This window comes from Providencia sp. CIM-Carb-044 (assembly GCF_033901115.1).
Classification (GTDB): domain Bacteria; phylum Pseudomonadota; class Gammaproteobacteria; order Enterobacterales; family Enterobacteriaceae; genus Providencia; species Providencia hangzhouensis.
Map to the genome: position 1 here is coordinate 266,861 of NZ_JAXADV010000003.1, position 20,338 is coordinate 287,198.

Consider the following 20,338-nt stretch of genomic DNA (forward strand, 5'->3'; position numbering starts at 1 on the left):
TAGCCTCTCAATTTTTAAATTTATTAATCAGATTCGCCCAAATTACACTAAGCAGTTACCTTCACGGACAAAGCCCGGTTTAACAACTTCAACTGGCATTTCTCTTTGTCTGATTTCAACAATTGCTTTGTCTTGAATTCCGTTCGGGACACGCGCTAACGCAATACTGAAGCCAAGGGTTGGCGAGAAAGAGCCACTGGTTATTACCCCTTCTTGTAGTTTCCCCAGTTCATCAGTAAAGCGGACAACTTGCCCTGCACGCAGTATACCTTTTTCACGCATCACAATACCGACAAGTTTTTCAGTACCTTGTTCGCGTAACTTTTCCAATGCTTCACGGCCAATAAATTGGCGATCTTCTGGTTTCCAAGCGATCGTCCATCCCATATTCGCGGCTAATGGTGAAATCGTTTCATCCATATCTTGCCCATATAGGTTCATACCGGCTTCAAGGCGCAAAGTATCCCGCGCCCCTAAGCCCGCTGGGTGTACCCCTGCCTTAAGCAGTTTATGCCAAAATTCAACGACCTGCTCTTTAGGCATAGCAATTTCATAACCTTTTTCGCCGGTATAGCCCGTGGTTGCGATGAACAAATCTCCAGTTTGAATACCATAAAATGGTTTCATTCCTTCAATGGCGCTATTTTGTTCCGAACTCAGTAATGAATGAACCTTTTCTGGTGCTTGCGGCCCTTGGACAGCTAATAACGCTAAGTCATCGCGAACACGAATTTCAACTGCATAACCTTTAGCATGTTGTTCAATCCAAGCGAGGTCTTTATCGCGTGTTGCTGAGTTGACGACGAGACGATAAAAGTCATCAGCGAGGTAATACACAATCAGGTCATCAATAACACCACCAGAAGCATTCAGCATACCTGTATATAAAGCTTTGCCTTGCTCTGTAAGTTTATTGATATCGTTGGCGAGAAGATAACGGAGAAAATCGCGACAGCCTTCCCCGTGTAAATCGACAATAGTCATATGGGAAACATCAAACATCCCTGCTTCGGTTCTGACAAAATTATGTTCATTGATCTGCGAACCATAATGCAACGGCATCATCCAACCATGAAAATCGACCATTTTTGCACCGCAGGCTATATGTTCATCATATAGCGTTGTTTGCTTTACCATGAATACCCTCTTTACATTATTAATTAATATGACAGGGTGATTGCGTAGTGAAAATTATCCATCTGCAACAAAGTCGCGAGATAATTTTAACCCGACGCAAACGATAACTTTTAAAAAACCTACCACTGTTTGCAGTTCTATTCTATAAAAAAAAATAGGGCGACTATCCATCTGTATTACTGATTGCGCTCTGATTTTGCCAGTGCTTTTTGTTAAATAATTGAGAATGATCACTCAAAACCCTTACATTTAGCGTCTGGAAGCTCAAAATATCATCAATTAAAGAATTTAAATGATAGCTTCGCCAATAAAACTCATCACACCAATATAAATAAAACTAATGCGAAAAATGAATGTAATTAGTTTTTTTCAGTCATGATAAAAAGAGAAAAGTCTGCTATTCATACTAAAACAAGATCGGCAGGGTTATTTCGTATACAGAAACCAGTGATGACACTTTGTATATTGAAATTAAAAAAGAAAAAGGCACAATTTATAAGATTGTGCCTCAGACTGCTGACAAACATATTATGTTTGGCGGCAAGTCGAATAGGTTTTGAAAATAAACTAGGAAAATCAATTTATTGATTTTCGGCTGATAACACAAAGTGGGAAAAACCACGCTTTTATCCCACTTTGTCAACAACCTCAGGCACAATTTATAAGATTGTGCCTTTGCAGAAAGGGATTTAGAGAGTGTCTTCGACTTGTAACTGTTCCAGCCACTTAGGCATATCAAACAGCCCCATCGCATGGTTCAATAATTGAGGTTTAACCCCCGGTAAGCTATCCGCTAACACTAACCCAATATCACGCAGCAACTTCTTCGCAGGGTTATTACCATCGAATAACTCACGGAAGCCTTGCATACCAGCTAACATCAACGCTGCACTGTGCTTACGGCTACGCTCATAGTCACGCAAGTATAAATATTGACCAAAGTCTTTGCCTTCACGGTGCAAACGTTTAATTTCACCAATCAGCATAGCGACATCCATAAAACCAAGGTTAACCCCTTGGCCCGCTAATGGATGGATGGTATGAGCCGCATCCCCTAACAACGCTAAATGTTGCGCCGCAAATTGCCTTGCATAGCGTCCAGTTAATGGAATAGTTAATCGATCACTTTCCACTTGGCAAAGACCAAGACGAATATCAAATGCAACTGCCAATTCTTTATTAAAATCAGTAGGTTCTAAAGACTGGCGCCTTGCTGCCTCAGTGGCAGGCTGAGACCAGACAATCGAGCAAAGATGCGGGTCACTTAATGGTAAAAACGCCAAAATACCTTTACCATCAAAAGCTTGGCGAGCAACACCTTCGTGAGGTTTTTCAGTTCGGACCGTAGCAACTAACGCGGTATGTTCATAATCCCAAAAGGTTAATGGGATATCCGCATGACTACGCAACCACGAGTTTGCCCCGTCAGCCCCCACGATTAACCGTGCTGTTAACATGTTTTCATCATCTAACGTAATAAAAACATCATTTTCTCCCCACACTACTTTTTTAATCGTTGCGGGTGCTAATAATGTCACATCGCGAAGCTGCGACGCCTTTTGCCATAGTGCATCACGTACGACATTATTCTCAACAATATGCCCTAAATGCGTCAGGTTACGTTCTTGAGCGGTAAAAGTAATACGCCCAAAGCTATCGTTATCCCAAACTTCCATGCCATTATATGCAGAAGCTCGCATTCCTTTAATAGTTGACCATACACCTAAGTGGGTCAGTAACTTTTCACTTGCCGCATTAATAGCAGATACCCTTAATGCATGCGGCTCTGCTACACTAAATGGTACCTTGGGTGGATGAGTCTCAATTACCGCAACACGGAGCCCGCTCCCTTCAAGCCCACAAGCGACTGCCAACCCAACCATACCACCACCGGCGATAACCACATCAAATGATTGCATATTTTTTATTCCTCTTTATTTCGTGGTTATTGGTGTGCAACCCAACCCAATGTTTGGCGAGCCAAAACATCACGAGCTGGCGGTAACATTTCCATTGCCATTAAACCTAAGTTACGCCCGACAATAAGCGGTAAACAGCGATTCGCAAATAAACGAACCAAACCGTCGGTTATCGTAACCGTTTTGTCTCTATCTAACGCTCTGGCTTGCTGGTATTGGCTGAGTAATGAATAACGGCCAATGTCTTGCCCTTTCGCGTTTGCATCTACCACAATGTGAGCCAGTTGCATCACATCACGGATACCTAAATTAAAGCCTTGCCCCGCAATAGGATGCAGGGTCTGAGCAGCGTTCCCCACTAACACGACTCGATGACTAACAGGGTTAAGCGCCTTACGTAATACCAATGGATAACAATGACGCTTACCGGCCATGACGATTTCGCCTAGCCGCCAGCCGAATGCTTGCTGTAATTTATCCTTGAATGTCTCATCATCCCAAGACCTGATTGTGTCAGCTTGTTCTTGCTGATGACACCAAACCAATGAACTACGGCCTTGTGACATTGGCAACAAGGCTAATGGGCCAAATTCCGTAAAGCGTTCAAAGGCTTGGCCTTGTGGGTCTATGGCGGTTTTCACATTCGCGATAATAGCCACTTGCCCATAATCGTCCTGTTGCCATTGCATATGGCAGGCTTTACCAATCGCGGAATGGCTGCCATCCGCAGCAATCAGTAATTCCCCTGTCACCTTATCTCCATTATCCAAGGTGACCGTCACAATCTCTTGTTCACGATAAACATTTTCTACTTTTGCAGGGCAATAAAGGGTTACACCGGGGGCTTTACGTAACAATGAAAATAGGCGGGCACCAGCTTCGTGCAGTTCAATAACATTGCCTAGAGCATCGATATGATAATCATCGGCTGCGATATTCACAAAACCAGCATGGCCTCTATCAGACACATGAACATGATTAATGGGGGTCACACAATCCGCTAAAGCAGGCCAAATGCCTATTTTTGCTAACGACTGGCAAGTACCGTGGGCTAGCGCAATCGCACGTGCGTCGAATCCCGGATGTTTGCCATCAGGCAAAGCTGCCTCGATTAATGAAACCGATAATTTTCCTTGGCTAAGGGATGATATCGCCAGTGCTAATGTTGCACCCGCCATACCGCCCCCCACGATGATCACATTCATGCGTTGTTTATTACCTTTCTATGATGACTGACAGCTACCCTAAATTGTGCGTTGCTGCCGCCATTAGGGCTTCAATTTCATCAGGGTCTTTCACGACTAAATCTGTTAAGTTTTCATTTCCGTTTTCGGTGATAACAATATCATCTTCGATACGTACACCAATTCCGCGATATTGTGGTGGCACATCGGCATCTGGAGCAATATATAAACCAGGCTCAACAGTTAATACCATCCCCACTTCAAGTGTACGGTCGCGGTCTGTGCCATAAAAACCTACATCATGTACATCTAACCCTAACCAATGACTTAAACCATGCATAAAGAATGGCTGATATGCTTTGTTTTCGATCAATTGATCCACATCGCCTTGTAAAATTCCAAGTGCGACGAGACCTTCTGTTTTGATACGAACAATTTCACGAGTCACCTCATGAATACTGGTTCCCGGGCGGTATAGCTCTAACGCGGTATTTAACGCTTTAAGGACGATATCGTAAATTTCACGTTGCGCTTGGCTAAATTTGCCATTTACTGGGAAAGTACGCGTGATATCCCCTGCATAGCCTTCAAATTCTGCCCCCGCATCAATCAAGACTAATTCGCCATCCTTCATTAGGCTCTCATTTTCGGTGTAATGCAAAATACAGGCATTTTCACCACTACCCACAATGGAATTGTACGAAGGGAAACGTGCACCATGGCGAGTAAACTCATGTTCTAACTCACCACAAAGTTGGTATTCATACATATTAGGTCGGCAAGTTTCCATGGCTCTAACGTGTGCGAGAGCAGAAATTCGCCCAGCCATACGCAGAGTATTAATTTCTTCTTCTGACTTAAATAAGCGCATTTCATGGACAATCGGCCGCCAATCTACCAATGTTTGTGGCGCTCGTAAGTGACGGCGGCTGCCTTTACGTAAAATATCTAAGGCATCAAATACTAATTTATCGGCATAGGCAAACTCCCCCTGTGCATGATAAACCACATCGAGGCCGTTCAGTAATTGATAAAGTTGTTCTTCTATTTCATTGAAAGGTAACGCTTTGTCGATACCTAACTTTTCAGGTGCGGCGTCTTGGCCAAGGCGGCGACCAAACCAAATTTCAGCAGTTAAATCACGAACACGGTTAAAAAGAACAGAATGGCTATGTTTTTCATCGCTCTTAATCAACACTAATACGGCTTCAGGTTCGCTAAACCCCGTCAAATAAAGGAAATCACTGTGTTGACGGTACGGGTATTCGCAATCCGCATTACGCTGCGCAGGAGGCGCTGAGAAAATAATTGCTGCACTGCCTGGTTGCATTTGAGCCAATAATGCATTGCGACGAGAAATAAATTCCTGTTTATTCATACCGTTTTTGCCTTATTATCAGAATAATTAGATTGCTGAATATATTGCTTGTGTTTAACCAATCACATAGCAACATACACTGGCGAAATGACTTAAAACTGGATACACCCCGTTTTCAAGCACTTAATTTTATCAATAATATAATATCGTCCGATAAAGTTAAGTGGCTTTGAAAACTCACGTTACACGTTAAAAGAAACTAATGAAGAACTGGCTTATCATTTTCCACTGCGGTTGGGCCTTGGCCTTTAGTTGGCTCAATCAATGCAATGTAACATAATTGCACCGCCACCCTGACATACTCCACCACTTCTTCTAACGCTTGCTCGAGTTCTTCTTGGTCTTCGTCTTCATCATAACCAAGCATACCAATATTGCGTAAATCTGTGATAACCTCGCTTATCTCTTTTTTATCAGCCAGTTTCGGTTGTGTAACACCAACACCTAATAAAAAGTGATTTACCCAGCCAGCTAGCGCATCAGCATGGTCAAAAACAGAAGCGTCTTCGTCAGGAAATAGCATAGTAAATGCAAACTCGCTATCATCAAGTGCTTCAAACGTGGTATCAAAAAGTTCTCGCAGTGGCTGTGAAACGGTTTGTGGAAAAGCTAAACCATCGTTAGCAAGGTCATGGACTAACGTTTGCCAGCTTTGGTCACGTCCCCCACCACAGATCAACCCGGTTATTAGACCATGGATCTCCGCGGCAGTAAGTGCGATTGAGTGCTGTTGCAGTAGTTTGTCCAGTGATTCATAGTTTGGTAAAGATTTTTGTATAGACATCTGAATTCGTCATGTTAGCTTATGATTCGTGATATGCTACCATCAAGGATAGCCGCTAGACCAGTATGCTTTTGTCTTATCTATTAATTGCGCCAAATATGATGTATTTATGGCGAGTATTATTCAGTATGGAGGTATCATGTCCGCACAACCTGTCGACATCCAGATTTTCGGGCGTTCAATGCGAGTTAACTGCCCATCAGAACAAAAAGAAGCCCTTCTTGAGTCGGCTAAAGAATTAGAACAACGCTTGCAAAATCTGAAAGATAGAAGCGGTGTGACCAATATGGAACAACTTATTTTTATCGTAGCATTGAACGTCTGTCACGAATTAGCACAAGAAAAGACAAAAACACGTGATTATGCTTATAATATGGAAGAGAAAATAAAAATGTTGCAGCACACAATCGAACAAGCGTTGCACGATCAGGTGAAAATTACTGAGAGGCAGGTATTGCCCTTAGAGTAAATCTGCTTATTAATCAGACACTAGTAGAAAAAAATATACAAAATTAAGGTTGCATTTTAAATCTAGTTTCGTACAATGAAATCACTGAGTAACGATAAGTTCTCAAACCAAATTTCTCTGAGATGCGCGTGAGTGGGCGAGTCCCCTGAGCCGATATTTCAACTAAATAGAATGTGGTTATGGCGCTGGTGAGCATGCCTGATTCGCTCAGGAAGCCTAAAGGTTGCTAAACTGCGTTCACCTTGAACCAAGGGTTCAAGGGTTACAGCCTACAACGGCATCTTGGAGACCCTCAATTAAGTTCCTGCTTATTTTTCATTTGTTTTCTACATAACCTTTCATCTTGCGATATACTTTAAGTAATTTACTTTCTTGGTTAACTGTTTTTTATCGCATATATAACAGGTTATCACATGCAAGACTCCCTTTCGACCCAACGCCAGCAGGTACGTCAAACAATCCGCCAAGCACGTCGTCAATTAAGCGCTCAGCAGCAATATGACGCTGCGGAACAACTCATGCATAATGCATTAAACCACCCGAAAATAGCACAAGCCAACACGATTGCTTTGTTTCTTTCTTTTGATGGCGAAATTGATACTAAACCGCTTATTCAGGCTCTCTGGGCTGAAGGCAAACAAGTCTATCTCCCTGTTTTACATCCTTTTAGTCGTCACCATTTATTATTTCTTCACTATCGCCCCGATAGTCAACTCGTTAAAAACCGATTTAATATTGATGAACCACCGCTTGATGTTAGAGATGTGCTACCACTTGAGAAACTGGATATCATGCTTATCCCATTAGTGGCATTTGATATTCAAGGGCAACGGTTAGGTATGGGAGGTGGGTTCTATGATAGGACTCTAGCAAATTGGCAAAAAACCGGTTTTTATCCAATTGGCCTTGCCCATAATTGCCAGCAAGTAGAAAAACTCCCCATCGCACACTGGGATGTTCCTTTACCCGAAATTATTACGCCGCAAAAAATATGGCGCTGGTCATAAACACCCGCGCCATTATTTCACACAATTTTTAGCGTAACTTAGAACAGTAAACGCGCACGAATGGTTCCAGGCAAATCTTTTAATTTCTGGAGTGCTTCATCTGTTTGGTTTGGCGTTTGCATTAATACATCAATAACCACATAACCTACGTTCCCTGATGTACGTAAATACTGGCCAACAACGTTAATGTTATTTTCAGTAAATACTTGGTTGATGCTGTTCAAAATACCTGGACGGTTTTCATGAATATGCAAGAAACGGTTGGTATCTTCAGTATGGACAGGCAGGGAAACTTCGGGGAAGTTAACCGCAGATAGTGTTGAACCATTATCTGAGTATTTCGCCAACTTACTAGCCACTTCTAACCCAATATTTTCTTGAGCTTCTTCTGTAGAGCCCCCAATGTGCGGCGTTAAAATCACATTATCGAACTTAATTAATTCAGAGATAAATGGGTCATTAGGGTCATTATTTGCAGCTGGCTCACTTGGGAATACGTCCACCGCAGCACCTGATAAATGCTTGCTTTCCAACGCGGCTGCCAGTGAAGGAATATCCACAACTGTTCCACGTGATGCGTTAATGAAAATAGAACCAGGCTTCATACGGTCGAATTGTTCTTTAGCAAACATATTCTTCGTACTTGGGGTCTCAGGGACATGTAAGCTAACCACATCGCTCATATTCAGAAGTTCAGTTAAAGAACGAACTTGAGTTGCATTACCTAATGGTAGTTTGTTTTCAATATCATAGAAGAAAACATTCATACCGATACCCTCAGCTAAGATCCCTAACTGAGTACCAATGTGGCCATATCCAACAATACCAAGACGCTTACCGCGTGCTTCAAAACAGCCTTTCGCTTGTTTTTCCCAAATACAACGGTGGGCTTGCATATTCGCTTCAGGAATACGACGCAGTAAAAGTAATAATTGGCCTAATACCATTTCTGCAACGGAACGTGTATTCGAAAATGGTGCGTTAAATACAGGGATACCGCGTTTTGCCGCAGCATCTAAATCAACTTGGTTGGTGCCGATACAAAAGCAACCCACTGCAACAAGTTTTTCTGCTGCTGCAAAAATTTCTTCAGTAAGATGAGTACGGGAACGGATACCTACAAAACGTGCATCTTTAATCGCTTCTTTTAATTCTTCGTCGGATAACGCACTTTTGTGATATTCAATATTGGTGTAGCCCGCAGCTTTTAAGTTATCAACCGCACTTTGGTGCACACCTTCTAGCAGTAAAAATTTAATTTTGTCTTTTTGCAAAGATACCTTAACCATTTCCCTACCCTATCGTGAACGTACTTAAGATTTATAACAGATGAACATATGTGTTTGCCTAACATAGCTCAAGAGAGATGACATCCATCTACCTTGAGCTATGAAGCGTATACCAACATAGCAAAAAATAGCGCAGTAGCAATACAACCGTTTGCTTAATGGATGCTAAAAAGCGCGAAGAAAAAGAAGTTAAATGGTAGAAAATCAGGGGTGATAACACAAAATAAGGATTTTTCCTGCACAATGCCTATTTGTGTGAGATATATCACCAAAATAGCTAGATATTAAAAAAAATAAAATAAATTTCAAATTGGTGATATTAATAAAACTGGTTAATTAATTTAGCTTCTATCAAATCATAAACTAATGACAAAATACCAGTAAGACAAAAAAACCAGTGGGTATAACTCCACTGGCTTATTAAAAAATTGAATACGATATAGATTATAACTTGATGGTTTTAACGCCTTCGTTTGCAGTTCCCATCAAGACGACGTCTGCACCACGATTCGCGAATAACCCAACGGTCACAACACCTGCAATCCCATTAATGGTATTTTCTAATGCCACTGGGTCAATAATATTTAAATTATGGACATCTAAAATCACATTACCGTTATCTGTAATCACATTTTGACGGTACTCTGGCGTGCCACCCAGTTTAACCAATTCACGTGCCACATAGCTACGCGCCATTGGGATCACTTCAACAGGCAGAGGGAATTTACCTAACACATCAACTAACTTAGATTCGTCAACGATACAAACAAAGGTTTTTGCAATTGCAGAAACAATTTTTTCACGTGTTAAAGCCGCACCACCGCCTTTGATCATATTCATGTGGTGGTCAACTTCATCAGCGCCATCAACATAAACATCTAAGGAATCCACTTCATTGCAATCAAATACCGTAATACCCAATGATTTTAATTTTTGAGTTGATGCTTCTGAACTTGATACCGCACCTTCTATTTGACTTTTCATTGTTGCTAATGCATCAATGAAGTGTGAAGCTGTCGAGCCCGTTCCAACACCAACAATAGTGCCCGGTTTTACGTAATCAAGTGCTGCCCAACCTACCGCTTTTTTTAATTCGTCCTGAGTCATGCTCATGCCTTTTAAGATTTAATTGAGTCGTGATTAAGGTTATTAATAACTAGTATATACCGGACACCCAATAAGTTGCAGCTTTGTTCGCTGTATTTATGTCACGGTTCTTGGGATTTAGGCCACAACAATAATATTTTTAAGTGTTATTTGTAAAAATATGGCATAGTGCTTGGTAGAATAACAACAAGGAGATCTTTTTGATGAAGCGCCCTGACTATCGCGCATTACAAGCACTGGATGCCGTTATCCGTGAACGCGGCTTTGAGCGCGCAGCTCAAAAGCTCTGCATCACGCAATCTGCTGTGTCACAACGTATAAAGCAGTTAGAAAACCTATTTGGGCAGCCACTACTTGTGCGTACCGTTCCGCCACACCCAACTGAACAAGGGCAAAAACTGCTAGCATTGCTTCATCAAGTCGAATTATTAGAAGAACAATGGTTAGGTGATGAAAATAGTGGCTCCACCCCTTTATTGCTCTCACTTGCCGTCAACGCCGACAGCTTGGCAACTTGGTTTCTTCCAGCCCTAAACCCTGTATTAGGCAACAGCCCTATTCGGCTAAATATTCAGGTAGAAGATGAAACTCGAACTCAAGAACGTTTAAGACGTGGTGAAGTGGTAGGCGCTATCAGTATTCAACCCCAAGCCTTACCGGGTTGCTTGGTCGATAAACTTGGCGCGCTGGACTATATTTTTGTCGCATCACCTGGCTTTGCAGCGAAATATTTCCCCGATGGGGTGACTCGCTCTTCGTTATTAAAAGCGCCTGCGGTTGCTTTCGACCATTTAGACGATATGCACCAAGCGTTTGTGCAACAAAACTTTGGGTTGTCGCCCGGCAGTGTTCCATGCCATATCGTGAACTCCTCAGAGGCCTTTGTACAGTTAGCGAAACAGGGCTCTACCTGCTGTATGATCCCACATTTGCAGATAGCAAGTGAATTAGCGAATGGTGAGTTGGTTGATTTAACGCCAGGGCTATGTCAGCGACGCATGCTTTATTGGCACCGCTTCGCACCTGAAAGCCGTACGATGAAAAAAGTGACTGACGCCCTATTAAAAACTGGGCGCCAGATGTTAAAACAAGAAGATGAACCCGCAAAAAACTAGCGTTTTAATTCAAATACCACATCAACTTGGTCATTAAAATCAATACTCTGTTGTTCATAAGTCTCATCAATCTTGAGGTCTTGAGCAACAGAGGCTTTCATCGCCCCACCATAATTTCTTGTTGCCATTGGATATGGCACCGCAGCTGGCGCATTATAGTTAATGCTATACACTGGGCCTAACTGAACATTAAAGCCTTTCGCTAAGAGATTAGCTTGTTCTGTCGCATTTTTAATCGCTTGAGACCGTGCTTCATCACGATACTGTTGCGGATTAGCCACACCAAACTGTACTGAGTTGATTTCATTGAGACCTGCGGCTAAAGCACCATCTAACAAGACATTAAGTTGGTCTAATTTCTTCACTTTCACTTCAACAGAACGTGTTGCCGTGTAGCCTTCGATGGTTGATTTTTGTTTCACACTACTGTAATCATATTTAGGCTGAGTTCGCACATTTGCTGCATTAATATCTTCTTTTTCAATACCATTTTTCTTAAGAAACTCAAAATACTCCGCAACTCGCTTATCGACCCCGGCTTTCGCAGCCGCCGCATCTTTAGCAGTCACTTCCACCTGAATATTCAGCGTCGCCATATCAGGTGTCGCTTTCACTATTGCATTACCCGAGGTGGTAATATGTGGACCATTAGGCAACGGGTCAGCCAATGACATGGTAGGAACCGCAGCACCTGCTACCATCGCAGCTAAAACTAAAGATTTTAATTTCACAGAACCTCCCAAGGCAATTATTTATCGCTAAAAAAGGGATAATTGGTAATAAACTATCCCTGAGCTCAATTTAACAGTAACACATGAAACAAAAAGTACAGTCAGAATAATGAGAAATTAAACGTTATTGCTTGTCTGTTGAAGATATATTGTTATTGAGAAAGCAAACCTAGTCCTTTAAGCCCCTGTATAGCGAGTTGAAATGCAATAAACCACATCACGCTACCGACAAAAATGTTAATAATGCGCTGTGAACGCGGTTTATTTAACACGGGTGAAAACCAAGCTGCAAGTATCGCTAACGCAAAAAACCACACAAAAGAAGCCGTTAATGCTCCAGCCGTAAACCAAGGTCTCAGCTGGCTTTCTAATTGGCCTCCCACACTACCTAATACAACGAAGGTGTCTAAATAAACATGAGGATTCAGCCAAGTGACGGCAAATAATGTGACAATCACTTTCCATCTTGTGATAGCACGGCTTTCTGTTTGAAGTATGACCTCATCAGGGCTGAGTGCTGTCCGAAACGCACCATAGCCATACCATAGAAGAAATACTACGCCTGCCCATGTAATCAATTGCATTAATATTTCAGACTGGCTTAATAAAGCGCTCCCACCAAAAACACCTGCGATAATTAAAACGGTATCACTTAAAGCGCATAATAATGCACTCATTAAATGAAACTGCTTCCGGCTTCCTTGTTGTAAGACAAAAGCATTCTGCGGCCCTAAAGGTAATATCATCGCTGCACCCAACAGTGCACCCTGTAAATAGATCGAAAACATGCATTAATCCCAACTTTTTATTCAATTAATATGCATGGATATTAACGAGAAAAAATTATTAGTGGAAATGATTAAGTCTAATAGGTCATAAGTATCACTTATAACTAAAAACGGATCGGTAAGAAAAATATAGGAGTGAGAAATGAATAAGAGCCTATCGAAGACAGGCTCTTATTTTCAGTGAAACTGCTGAATATGACTTTCTAAATATTACTCGGCAGAATCTTGCTTGATAGGCGCATTTTGTTTATGAACATGAACATCCATTTGTGGGAATGGGATACCAATATTATGTTTATCCAATGCTCGCTTAAACTCTTCTAGCAAGTCCCAATACACAGGCCATGCATCACCATTGGTGGTCCAAAAACGCACTAAATAATTTAATGACGATGGTGCCATATCATGTAAACGGATAGTAACGCCTTTAGCATGCTGAATACGGCTATCTGCGGCGACGATATCACCTAATACTTTTTTCACCACATCAATATCAGAATCGTAAGCAACACCTACAATAATATCTTGACGACGGTTAGGCTCACGACTGGTATTAATAATGTTATCGGCAATGATCTTTCCATTAGGAATAACAATAATACGGTCATCTGCGGTTCTTAGCGTAGTTGAAAATATTTGTACATTTTGCACTGTACCTTCAACAGCACCGATTGAGACATACTCCCCCGCTTTTAGTGGCCTAAATACCACCAGCAACACACCTGCGGCAAAGTTACCCAGCGAGTTTTGTAATGCTAAGCCAACAGCTAAACCGGCCGCCCCCATTACCGCAATCACAGAGGCTGTTTGTACGCCAACTTTCCCTAATACAGCAATTAAGGTGAATGCAACAATGGTATAGCGCGCTATCGCTGATAAAAAGTCACTCACTGTTGAATCAATGCCTTTCATGGTCATCACGCGATGTAAACCACGCCCGACCCATTTTGCAATCATCATCCCGACAATCAAGATAACGATAGCAGACACGATATTCACAGCATACTGAACTAACAGATCTTGGTTCGCCACAAACCAATTCGTTGCATCATTCAACGCGCCTGTAACATCATCAGTATTCATATATATATGCCCTTTAGGATCCAATTATCAATATTAACCCCAACCAATAAATCTTTAACGAAACGTTTAATGGCTGGCCGTACATTGCAAATAATAGCGATGATTCATTAAAACACAAAACAAATCACTAAATAAAATTATTTTATCTATTTTCTATAACAAAAATTCGATAATCTTTTAGCATTAATAAGAAGTCATCAGTGCCGCAAAATGCAACACTTTCATTATCATAATAACTCATTCCTTCTTCCAACCCTTCAGTTTCAAATGATAATTGGTTGGCGCGGATCATCACTTCTTCATCATCAAGCAACAATGTATATTCGTGGCCAATAAGCTCCCATTGTTTTTCACTTCCTTTGATTTTTTCATAGTTTTCTTCAATAGCATCTAACAGACTAAGGTTATTTTTAACCTCTTCATTAAGCCAATATCCAATAGCCTCATGATCCATCGAGAATTTAGCGGAGATAGCTCCGGTGATATCTTGGAAAAATTGGTAGTCCATATGCAGTCCCTCTACTCTTGCGTTATTGAACCTAGTATAACGCGAGTCAAACCGCTTTGTTGAGAGGTATTACCAACAGAAAAAATAAAATTGAGTAAAGCACCGATTTCAACACATAAGCCACGTAATTCACTTAATATTAAATAAGAAAATAATTAAAATAGTCATAATTAAAACAATAGGAGCTCTAATGATCGATCGCTTAGACCATATAGTGCTAACCACAACTAACATTGATGCCTGCATTGACTTTTACCAACGGGTGTTAAAAATGGAAGTTATTACCTTTGGTGAACAGCGTTATGCGTTATGTTTTGGGAAGCAAAAAATCAATATTCACCAATATGGAAAAGAATTTGAACCCAAAGCCCACTTGCCTGTACCGGGTGCACTCGATTTATGTTTTATTAGTGATATACCGCTGTGTGACGTGCAAATGCATATTGAACAACAAGGTGTAAAAATTATTGAAGGGCCGGTGAATCGGACTGGTGCAACTGGAGCAATTAGATCTATTTACTTACGTGATGTCGATTTAAATTTAATCGAAATTTCTGAATATATTTAGCAAATACACCCAATTAAAAAAGGCCCCTAACATTAGGAGCCTCCGTTATTAATATTACCTTATTACACCGCTGTTTGGAAAATCACGCCATCCGCTTTTTCGGTATATTGTGATAACTGGTCAAAGTTCAGGTAACGGTATGTATCCGCCGCTGTTTCATCGACCTTATCCATAAACTGCAGATATTCTGCTGGCGTTGGTAAACGACCTAACAGAGAAGCTACCGCTGCCAGTTCTGCTGATGCGAGGTAAACATTCGCACCTGTTCCTAAACGGTTAGGGAAGTTACGCGTTGAAGTGGAAACGACTGTCGCCCCATCAGCTACACGTGCTTGGTTACCCATACACAGTGAACACCCTGGAACTTCAATTCGCGCACCACTCTTACCAAACACGCTGTAGTAACCTTCTTCGGTTAGTTGCGCTGCGTCCATCTTAGTTGGCGGCGCAACCCATAAACGTGTTGGTAATTGGCCTTTATGAGAATCCAATAACTTACCTGCTGCACGGAAGTGGCCAATGTTTGTCATACAAGAACCGATGAAGACCTCATCAATTTTCTCGTTTTGCACATCAGACAATAAACGTGCGTCATCTGGGTCATTTGGGGCACACAGAATTGGCTCTTTGATATCATTCAAGTCGATTTCAATCACTGCCGCGTATTCCGCATCTGCATCACCTTCCAGCAGTTGTGGATCCGCTAACCAGCTTTCCATTCCTTTGATACGGCGTTCGATAGTACGACGATCACCATAACCTTCGGCTATCATCCACTTTAATAGAACGATATTCGATTGCAGGTATTCGATAATTGGCGCTTTATCTAATTTGATAGTACAACCCGCCGCTGAACGCTCTGCTGACGCATCCGCTAATTCAAACGCTTGTTCGACTTTCAGCTCAGGTAAGCCTTCAATTTCTAAGATACGGCCAGAGAAAATGTTTTTCTTACCTTTTTTCTCTACGGTCAATAGGCCGTCTTTGATTGCATATAGCGGAATTGCATGAACAAGGTCACGTAAAGTGATACCCGGCTGCATTTCACCTTTAAAGCGAACCAATACTGACTCAGGCATATCCAGTGGCATAACCCCTGTCGCCGCAGCAAATGCGACTAAACCTGAACCCGCAGGGAATGAAATACCAATTGGGAAACGCGTATGTGAGTCACCACCTGTACCAACGGTATCTGGCAGTAACATACGGTTTAACCATGAGTGGATAATACCATCTCCCGGACGAAGAGAAACACCGCCACGGTTCATGATGAAATCAGGTAAGGTATGGTGTGTTGTCACATCAACAGGTTTTGGATACGCTGCTGTATGGCAGAATGACTGCATGACTAAATCTGCTGAGAAACCAAGGCAAGCTAGGTCTTTCAGTTCATCACGGGTCATCGGACCGGTTGTATCTTGTGAACCTACAGAGGTCATTTTTGGCTCACAATATTCGCCAGGGCGAATACCTGGGCGACCGCAAGCACGACCAACCATTTTTTGTGCTAATGAGAAACCACGGTTGCTTTGTGCAACGGATTTCGCGTGACGGAATACATCTGTCGCTTCTAAGCCCAGTGATTCACGTGCTTTATTGGTTAAACCACGGCCGATAATTAATGGAATACGACCACCCGCACGGACTTCGTCAATCAGCACATCTGTTTTTAATTCAAATGTTTCTAGTAGTTCACCGGTTTCGTGGTTACGAACTTCACCTTTAAATGGATAGATGTCGATCACATCGCCCATATTCAGTTTAGAAACATCCACTTCAATCGGTAATGCGCCCGCATCTTCCATCGTATTAAAGAAGATTGGTGCAATTTTGCCGCCTAATACCACCCCACCGCCACGTTTATTTGGTACAAATGGGATATCGTCCCCCATAAACCACAGCACGGAGTTAGTCGCTGATTTACGAGAAGAACCGGTACCGACGACATCTCCCACGTAAGCTAATGGGAAGCCTTTTTTATTTAATGCATCAATTTGCTTGATTGGACCAACATTACCCGCATCGTCTGGTTCAATACCATCGCGTGCGTTTTTCAGCATTGCTAACGCGTGTAATGGGATATCTGGACGTGACCATGCATCAGGCGCTGGCGATAAGTCATCTGTGTTAGTTTCACCCGTAACTTTGAACACAGTTACGGTCATTTTTTCAGCTAACGCAGGACGCTCTTTGAACCACTCGGCATCCGCCCATGATTCAATAACTTGTTTAGCGTGAACATTTCCCGCTTTCGCTTTTTCTTCTACGTCGTAGAAGTTATCAAACATCAGTAAGGTGTGGGAAAGTGCTTTAGCGGCGATTGGCGCCAGTTTTTCGTCATCCAACGCTTCAATTAGTGCGTGAATGTTATATCCACCCTGCATAGTACCTAACAGTTCAATGGCTTTTTCAGGGGAGATAAGAGAAGAGGAAGTTTCGCCTTTAGCTATCGCGGCTAAAAATCCAGCTTTTACGTACGCTGCTTCATCAACACCAGGGGGGACGCGGTTGGTCAGCAGGTCTAACAGGAAATCTTCTTCACCTTTGGGTGGGTTTTTGAGTAACTCTACCAGTGCAGCTACTTGTGACGCATCTAATGGCTTAGGGACAATCCCTTGAGCGGCACGCTCGGCTACGTGCTTACGGTATTCTTCTAGCACGACGTTCTCCTCGCTTCTTTGTTATTTATATACCCGGCTCTCTGCACCATACTGACAAAATTATCATCCGGTGCCAGGTCAGAGGAATTTGCTCGCATAATCTCAATGGCGGTAAAATTATGCCCAGCTTCGGGCGATCAGCATAGCAGAATTTAAACGTAATGTTAATTCATTCACAAGAAAGCAACATTTAACTACTAACTTTACGCCTTAACACTTCATTACTGGCTATTTTTCAGCTTAAGATACTATTAATCATCGTAAAACGCCGAAAAAACCATACTTTTTATAATGCATTTTAAAATTTAAAGCACCCTAATTAGTGCCTTTTTTCATCAGCTATCACAAATTATATTTTTTATCGCAATTTTATTTATATTACTAATTGATAAGGTAAATCATTGCGATTGGTTTTAATTTCTTTAAATGTTTTAATGGATTTTACTGCCCTTTTAAACCAATTAAATTGCCAAATGGGTCTTCAAGTTGGCACATTCGATTGTTACCATCTATTAACATTGGCCCGCGATACAGTTTTGCCCCTAGTTGAGTGAAATGCTCAAAAGCCAAATCAAAATCATCGACTTGCCAATACAATACAGTCCCTTTTTTACCCTCACTGACTTTTTCATCCGCTTGCACCACTTCTATCGTGAAGTCTCCGACATGCAGTAAGGTGAAATCAAATTCAGGCAAGTATTCTGCCTTTGCTTGTGGAAAAGCTTGCTGATACCAAGCCAAACCCGCTTGAACATCAGGTACATGAATTAAAATTGCAGAGGGTTTTAGTTGCATAGCGATTTCTTATTGATATCTATTATTTTGTTTTAGCTTACACGCATGATTGAAAGTTAGTAGATGTAGATAAGGTGTAAGCAATAGCCAAACCAGCGTTTGCTTACACCTTTAGTATCATCAAGTCAGATCATATTGCGTGTTTTTCTGATAAATAACGAAGAATGGCTGATATATTTTTTAAGTTATACTTTATAAGTAATTCATTTTCTTTAGCTTTACATAGCATCTCATAATCAGCTTCTAACTGCCCAATATCTAACTGAGTAGGCTCATTGTAAATATCATAAATAGATTCAGAAGGCACATTCCAATAAAAATCTGCATCTAAGTCTATATTATCCATTCCCTGTACTTTCATCTCTTTGAAAATGGCTATTATAGCCTCTTCCAGTAGACTCAGTTCTATTTTCATATTTTAACCTTTACCATTCTTAATTTCATTTATGTTCTTTTCAAATGTTTTAATTTCTTTTTCTAAATGCTTAATTCGCCCATCAATAATGCGTTGCCTAACCGTATTATTGGGCGCATTCTTAAGGTGTCCTTGGTTGTCAAAAGCATCTGGATTACGTCGATAAGCGGCTAATTTCTCTTTATGTAACCTTACTTGCCCCCTCAAAGACTGTATTGAACGCCTATCTGATGTACTTAAGTTATTATCAGGCTCCCATCCGTCAGGGCTTCCTGAGCCAGTCCCGCCTAGCGCTATTCTATCAGAATCTGATAACTCCGTTCCAACATTTGGATTTTTTGCTGCTTTATCTAAATCATTTGAGCAACTCATGCCAAAAGAGCAATCAAACGTTTCAGCTAGGCCATCGCGAATATTACCTAAGGTATTTTCGACACCTTTGACTATGTTGCTGTTTGCCGTTTGTGTAGCTTGCGTATTTAAACCAACGCCATGAGATAATGTAGGAACATTCGGTGTGGGAACGGCAAATACACTACTTTGGGCTATTTTCAGCTTATTTAATTCATTTAAATTAAACTGAATTTTATCCGTGATACTTTTATGTTGTCTCTTAATTTCGAGCAATTGATTTCTAGCATCACGGTCAGCTCGCTTATTAACCGCATCTATATATAGATCTATATTATCAAAAGGAAATCTCGGTATACCGGGTATATTATCGTCAAAATCCTCTGCGAGGAGCCTGTCCCTATCTTCAATTGTGCGAAATTTAAAGATTGCTGAAATTTTTAAATTTGAGGAGTCTGAAGATTGAAAATGCCATTTGTATGTACAAGGATATTTTTGTGGATCAATGATAAATTTCCAGCCAGGCGATTTTTCAATCTCCGCAATATCCTTTCTTAAGGTAATTAAATTATTTTCAATTGATATTTGTTTAGATTTTAAATCATTTTTAATTGTAGTAGAATAATCTTGAAAAGCATCGATTTTGTGATTATTAACATCATCATGGATATCAGCTAGTTTTATATTATCATAAAGATTTTCATGTAAAATACTTTTTAATTTTTCATACCTCCCAGTTAAATCAATATCTTCATGAGCATTATCATAATTATTAAAACAATCATTGAAATGCGGTCTAGGGTTACTTCCCCATACCGTTATTGTACCTAGGTCTGTCACACCATCCATAAACTAACTTCCTTATTAGTTATAAAAAACAGAATAAAGAAATTAGAATTTAATATTTTTATAGTCAACTAACCGTTATCATTAATAAAGATTCGACCATTTAAAATTAAAAGCGTATTACTTATAAAATGATTAATATCTATTTTAATCAATAATAGAACAGAAACATGTGACTAATTGTTTATATTCACAAAAACAAAA

Annotated in this window: 19 protein-coding genes and 1 other RNA gene; 5 read left to right on the forward strand and 15 right to left on the reverse strand. The window is 41.0% G+C overall.

What is annotated here, in order from left to right:
• Window positions 1-42: 42 nt before the first annotated feature.
• From gcvT to SJ312_RS07760, 5 genes are all read right to left on the reverse strand, one after another.
• Window positions 43-1,137 (reverse strand): glycine cleavage system aminomethyltransferase GcvT, encoded by a 1,095-nt coding sequence (gene gcvT, locus SJ312_RS07740; RefSeq protein WP_110592143.1) that lies wholly within the window; start codon window positions 1,135-1,137, stop codon window positions 43-45.
• A gap of 689 nt (window positions 1,138-1,826) precedes the next feature.
• Window positions 1,827-3,056, reverse strand: coding sequence for an FAD-dependent 2-octaprenylphenol hydroxylase (gene ubiI, locus SJ312_RS07745; RefSeq protein WP_319867354.1), 1,230 nt, complete (start codon window positions 3,054-3,056; stop codon window positions 1,827-1,829).
• Between the two features lie 26 nt (window positions 3,057-3,082).
• Complete coding sequence (ubiH, locus tag SJ312_RS07750; RefSeq protein WP_096863174.1) at window positions 3,083-4,261, reverse strand: 2-octaprenyl-6-methoxyphenyl hydroxylase; 1,179 nt, start codon at window positions 4,259-4,261, stop codon at window positions 3,083-3,085.
• Between the two features lie 34 nt (window positions 4,262-4,295).
• Window positions 4,296-5,618: a Xaa-Pro aminopeptidase gene (pepP, locus tag SJ312_RS07755; protein ID WP_004261898.1), complete on the reverse strand. Its 1,323-nt coding sequence runs from the start codon at window positions 5,616-5,618 to the stop codon at window positions 4,296-4,298.
• 199 nt (window positions 5,619-5,817) lie between these two features.
• On the reverse strand, window positions 5,818-6,402 hold the full coding sequence (locus SJ312_RS07760; RefSeq protein ID WP_094962992.1) for a YecA family protein: 585 nt from the start codon (window positions 6,400-6,402) through the stop codon (window positions 5,818-5,820).
• Window positions 6,403-6,541: 139 nt separating this feature from the next.
• On the opposite strand from SJ312_RS07760, the gene zapA reads away from it, so the two are divergent.
• The 3 genes from zapA (at window position 6,542) to SJ312_RS07775 (ending at window position 7,878) form a co-directional block, all read left to right on the forward strand.
• Window positions 6,542-6,871, forward strand: a complete 330-nt coding sequence (gene zapA, locus SJ312_RS07765) for a cell division protein ZapA (protein WP_004913067.1) — start codon at window positions 6,542-6,544, stop codon at window positions 6,869-6,871.
• 111 nt (window positions 6,872-6,982) lie between these two features.
• Window positions 6,983-7,164: non-coding RNA, 6S RNA (ssrS, locus tag SJ312_RS07770), on the forward strand.
• Window positions 7,165-7,284: 120 nt separating this feature from the next.
• The gene (locus tag SJ312_RS07775) at window positions 7,285-7,878 is read left to right on the forward strand and encodes a 5-formyltetrahydrofolate cyclo-ligase (protein WP_110592147.1); all 594 of its coding nucleotides are present in this window, start codon (window positions 7,285-7,287) and stop codon (window positions 7,876-7,878) included.
• A 38-nt stretch (window positions 7,879-7,916) separates the two neighbouring features.
• Here SJ312_RS07775 and serA read toward each other — a convergent pair whose 3' ends face one another.
• Complete coding sequence (gene serA / locus SJ312_RS07780) at window positions 7,917-9,167, reverse strand: phosphoglycerate dehydrogenase (protein ID WP_319867355.1); 1,251 nt, start codon at window positions 9,165-9,167, stop codon at window positions 7,917-7,919.
• A gap of 444 nt (window positions 9,168-9,611) precedes the next feature.
• Entirely contained in the window at window positions 9,612-10,274 is a 663-nt protein-coding gene (gene rpiA, locus SJ312_RS07785; RefSeq protein WP_272515216.1) for a ribose-5-phosphate isomerase RpiA, read from the reverse strand.
• Between the two features lie 203 nt (window positions 10,275-10,477).
• Here rpiA and SJ312_RS07790 point away from each other — a divergent pair, with 203 nt between their 5' ends.
• On the forward strand, window positions 10,478-11,389 hold the full coding sequence (locus SJ312_RS07790; RefSeq protein WP_004261934.1) for a LysR family transcriptional regulator ArgP: 912 nt from the start codon (window positions 10,478-10,480) through the stop codon (window positions 11,387-11,389).
• On the opposite strand, the gene SJ312_RS07795 is transcribed toward SJ312_RS07790, so the two are convergent.
• From SJ312_RS07795 to SJ312_RS07810, 4 genes are all read right to left on the reverse strand, one after another.
• Entirely contained in the window at window positions 11,386-12,120 is a 735-nt protein-coding gene (locus SJ312_RS07795) for an oxidative stress defense protein (protein ID WP_004261938.1), read from the reverse strand. The two genes, SJ312_RS07790 and SJ312_RS07795, sit on opposite strands and share 4 nt — an antisense overlap.
• 152 nt (window positions 12,121-12,272) lie before the next feature.
• Window positions 12,273-12,908: an arginine exporter ArgO gene (gene argO / locus SJ312_RS07800; RefSeq protein WP_004261942.1), complete on the reverse strand. Its 636-nt coding sequence runs from the start codon at window positions 12,906-12,908 to the stop codon at window positions 12,273-12,275.
• Window positions 12,909-13,118: 210 nt separating this feature from the next.
• A complete protein-coding gene (gene mscS / locus SJ312_RS07805; protein ID WP_004261945.1) occupies window positions 13,119-13,991 on the reverse strand; it encodes a small-conductance mechanosensitive channel MscS in 873 nt (290 codons plus the stop codon).
• Window positions 13,992-14,133: 142 nt separating this feature from the next.
• Entirely contained in the window at window positions 14,134-14,499 is a 366-nt protein-coding gene (locus tag SJ312_RS07810) for a YacL family protein (protein ID WP_004261949.1), read from the reverse strand.
• A 190-nt stretch (window positions 14,500-14,689) separates the two neighbouring features.
• Here SJ312_RS07810 and SJ312_RS07815 point away from each other — a divergent pair, with 190 nt between their 5' ends.
• The gene (locus SJ312_RS07815) at window positions 14,690-15,067 is read left to right on the forward strand and encodes a VOC family protein (RefSeq protein WP_004261953.1); all 378 of its coding nucleotides are present in this window, start codon (window positions 14,690-14,692) and stop codon (window positions 15,065-15,067) included.
• 62 nt (window positions 15,068-15,129) lie between these two features.
• Here SJ312_RS07815 and acnB read toward each other — a convergent pair whose 3' ends face one another.
• The 4 genes from acnB to SJ312_RS07835 form a co-directional block, all read right to left on the reverse strand.
• Entirely contained in the window at window positions 15,130-17,727 is a 2,598-nt protein-coding gene (gene acnB / locus SJ312_RS07820; protein ID WP_096863178.1) for a bifunctional aconitate hydratase 2/2-methylisocitrate dehydratase, read from the reverse strand.
• Window positions 17,728-18,168: 441 nt separating this feature from the next.
• On the reverse strand, window positions 18,169-18,522 hold the full coding sequence (locus tag SJ312_RS07825) for a VOC family protein (RefSeq protein WP_110592150.1): 354 nt from the start codon (window positions 18,520-18,522) through the stop codon (window positions 18,169-18,171).
• A gap of 130 nt (window positions 18,523-18,652) precedes the next feature.
• A complete protein-coding gene (locus SJ312_RS07830; RefSeq protein ID WP_319867359.1) occupies window positions 18,653-18,937 on the reverse strand; it encodes a hypothetical protein in 285 nt (94 codons plus the stop codon).
• Window positions 18,938-18,940: 3 nt separating this feature from the next.
• Window positions 18,941-20,137 (reverse strand): hypothetical protein, encoded by a 1,197-nt coding sequence (locus tag SJ312_RS07835; protein WP_110592151.1) that lies wholly within the window; start codon window positions 20,135-20,137, stop codon window positions 18,941-18,943.
• Window positions 20,138-20,338: the final 201 nt, after the last annotated feature.

Excerpts from the sequence above, each read along its gene's own strand:
- gcvT (WP_110592143.1), bottom strand. The coding sequence starts at position 1,137 with ATGGTAAAGCAAACAACGCTATATGATGAACATATAGCCTGCGGTGCA.
- ubiI (WP_319867354.1), bottom strand. The coding sequence starts at position 3,056 with ATGCAATCATTTGATGTGGTTATCGCCGGTGGTGGTATGGTTGGGTTG.
- ubiH (WP_096863174.1), bottom strand. The coding sequence starts at position 4,261 with ATGAATGTGATCATCGTGGGGGGCGGTATGGCGGGTGCAACATTAGCA.
- pepP (WP_004261898.1), bottom strand. The coding sequence starts at position 5,618 with ATGAATAAACAGGAATTTATTTCTCGTCGCAATGCATTATTGGCTCAA.
- SJ312_RS07760 (WP_094962992.1), bottom strand. The coding sequence starts at position 6,402 with ATGTCTATACAAAAATCTTTACCAAACTATGAATCACTGGACAAACTA.
- zapA (WP_004913067.1), top strand. The coding sequence starts at position 6,542 with ATGTCCGCACAACCTGTCGACATCCAGATTTTCGGGCGTTCAATGCGA.
- SJ312_RS07775 (WP_110592147.1), top strand. The coding sequence starts at position 7,285 with ATGCAAGACTCCCTTTCGACCCAACGCCAGCAGGTACGTCAAACAATC.
- serA (WP_319867355.1), bottom strand. The coding sequence starts at position 9,167 with ATGGTTAAGGTATCTTTGCAAAAAGACAAAATTAAATTTTTACTGCTA.
- rpiA (WP_272515216.1), bottom strand. The coding sequence starts at position 10,274 with ATGACTCAGGACGAATTAAAAAAAGCGGTAGGTTGGGCAGCACTTGAT.
- SJ312_RS07790 (WP_004261934.1), top strand. The coding sequence starts at position 10,478 with ATGAAGCGCCCTGACTATCGCGCATTACAAGCACTGGATGCCGTTATC.
- argO (WP_004261942.1), bottom strand. The coding sequence starts at position 12,908 with ATGTTTTCGATCTATTTACAGGGTGCACTGTTGGGTGCAGCGATGATA.
- mscS (WP_004261945.1), bottom strand. The coding sequence starts at position 13,991 with ATGAATACTGATGATGTTACAGGCGCGTTGAATGATGCAACGAATTGG.
- SJ312_RS07810 (WP_004261949.1), bottom strand. The coding sequence starts at position 14,499 with ATGGACTACCAATTTTTCCAAGATATCACCGGAGCTATCTCCGCTAAA.
- SJ312_RS07815 (WP_004261953.1), top strand. The coding sequence starts at position 14,690 with ATGATCGATCGCTTAGACCATATAGTGCTAACCACAACTAACATTGAT.
- SJ312_RS07825 (WP_110592150.1), bottom strand. The coding sequence starts at position 18,522 with ATGCAACTAAAACCCTCTGCAATTTTAATTCATGTACCTGATGTTCAA.
- SJ312_RS07830 (WP_319867359.1), bottom strand. The coding sequence starts at position 18,937 with ATGAAAATAGAACTGAGTCTACTGGAAGAGGCTATAATAGCCATTTTC.
- SJ312_RS07835 (WP_110592151.1), bottom strand. The coding sequence starts at position 20,137 with ATGGATGGTGTGACAGACCTAGGTACAATAACGGTATGGGGAAGTAAC.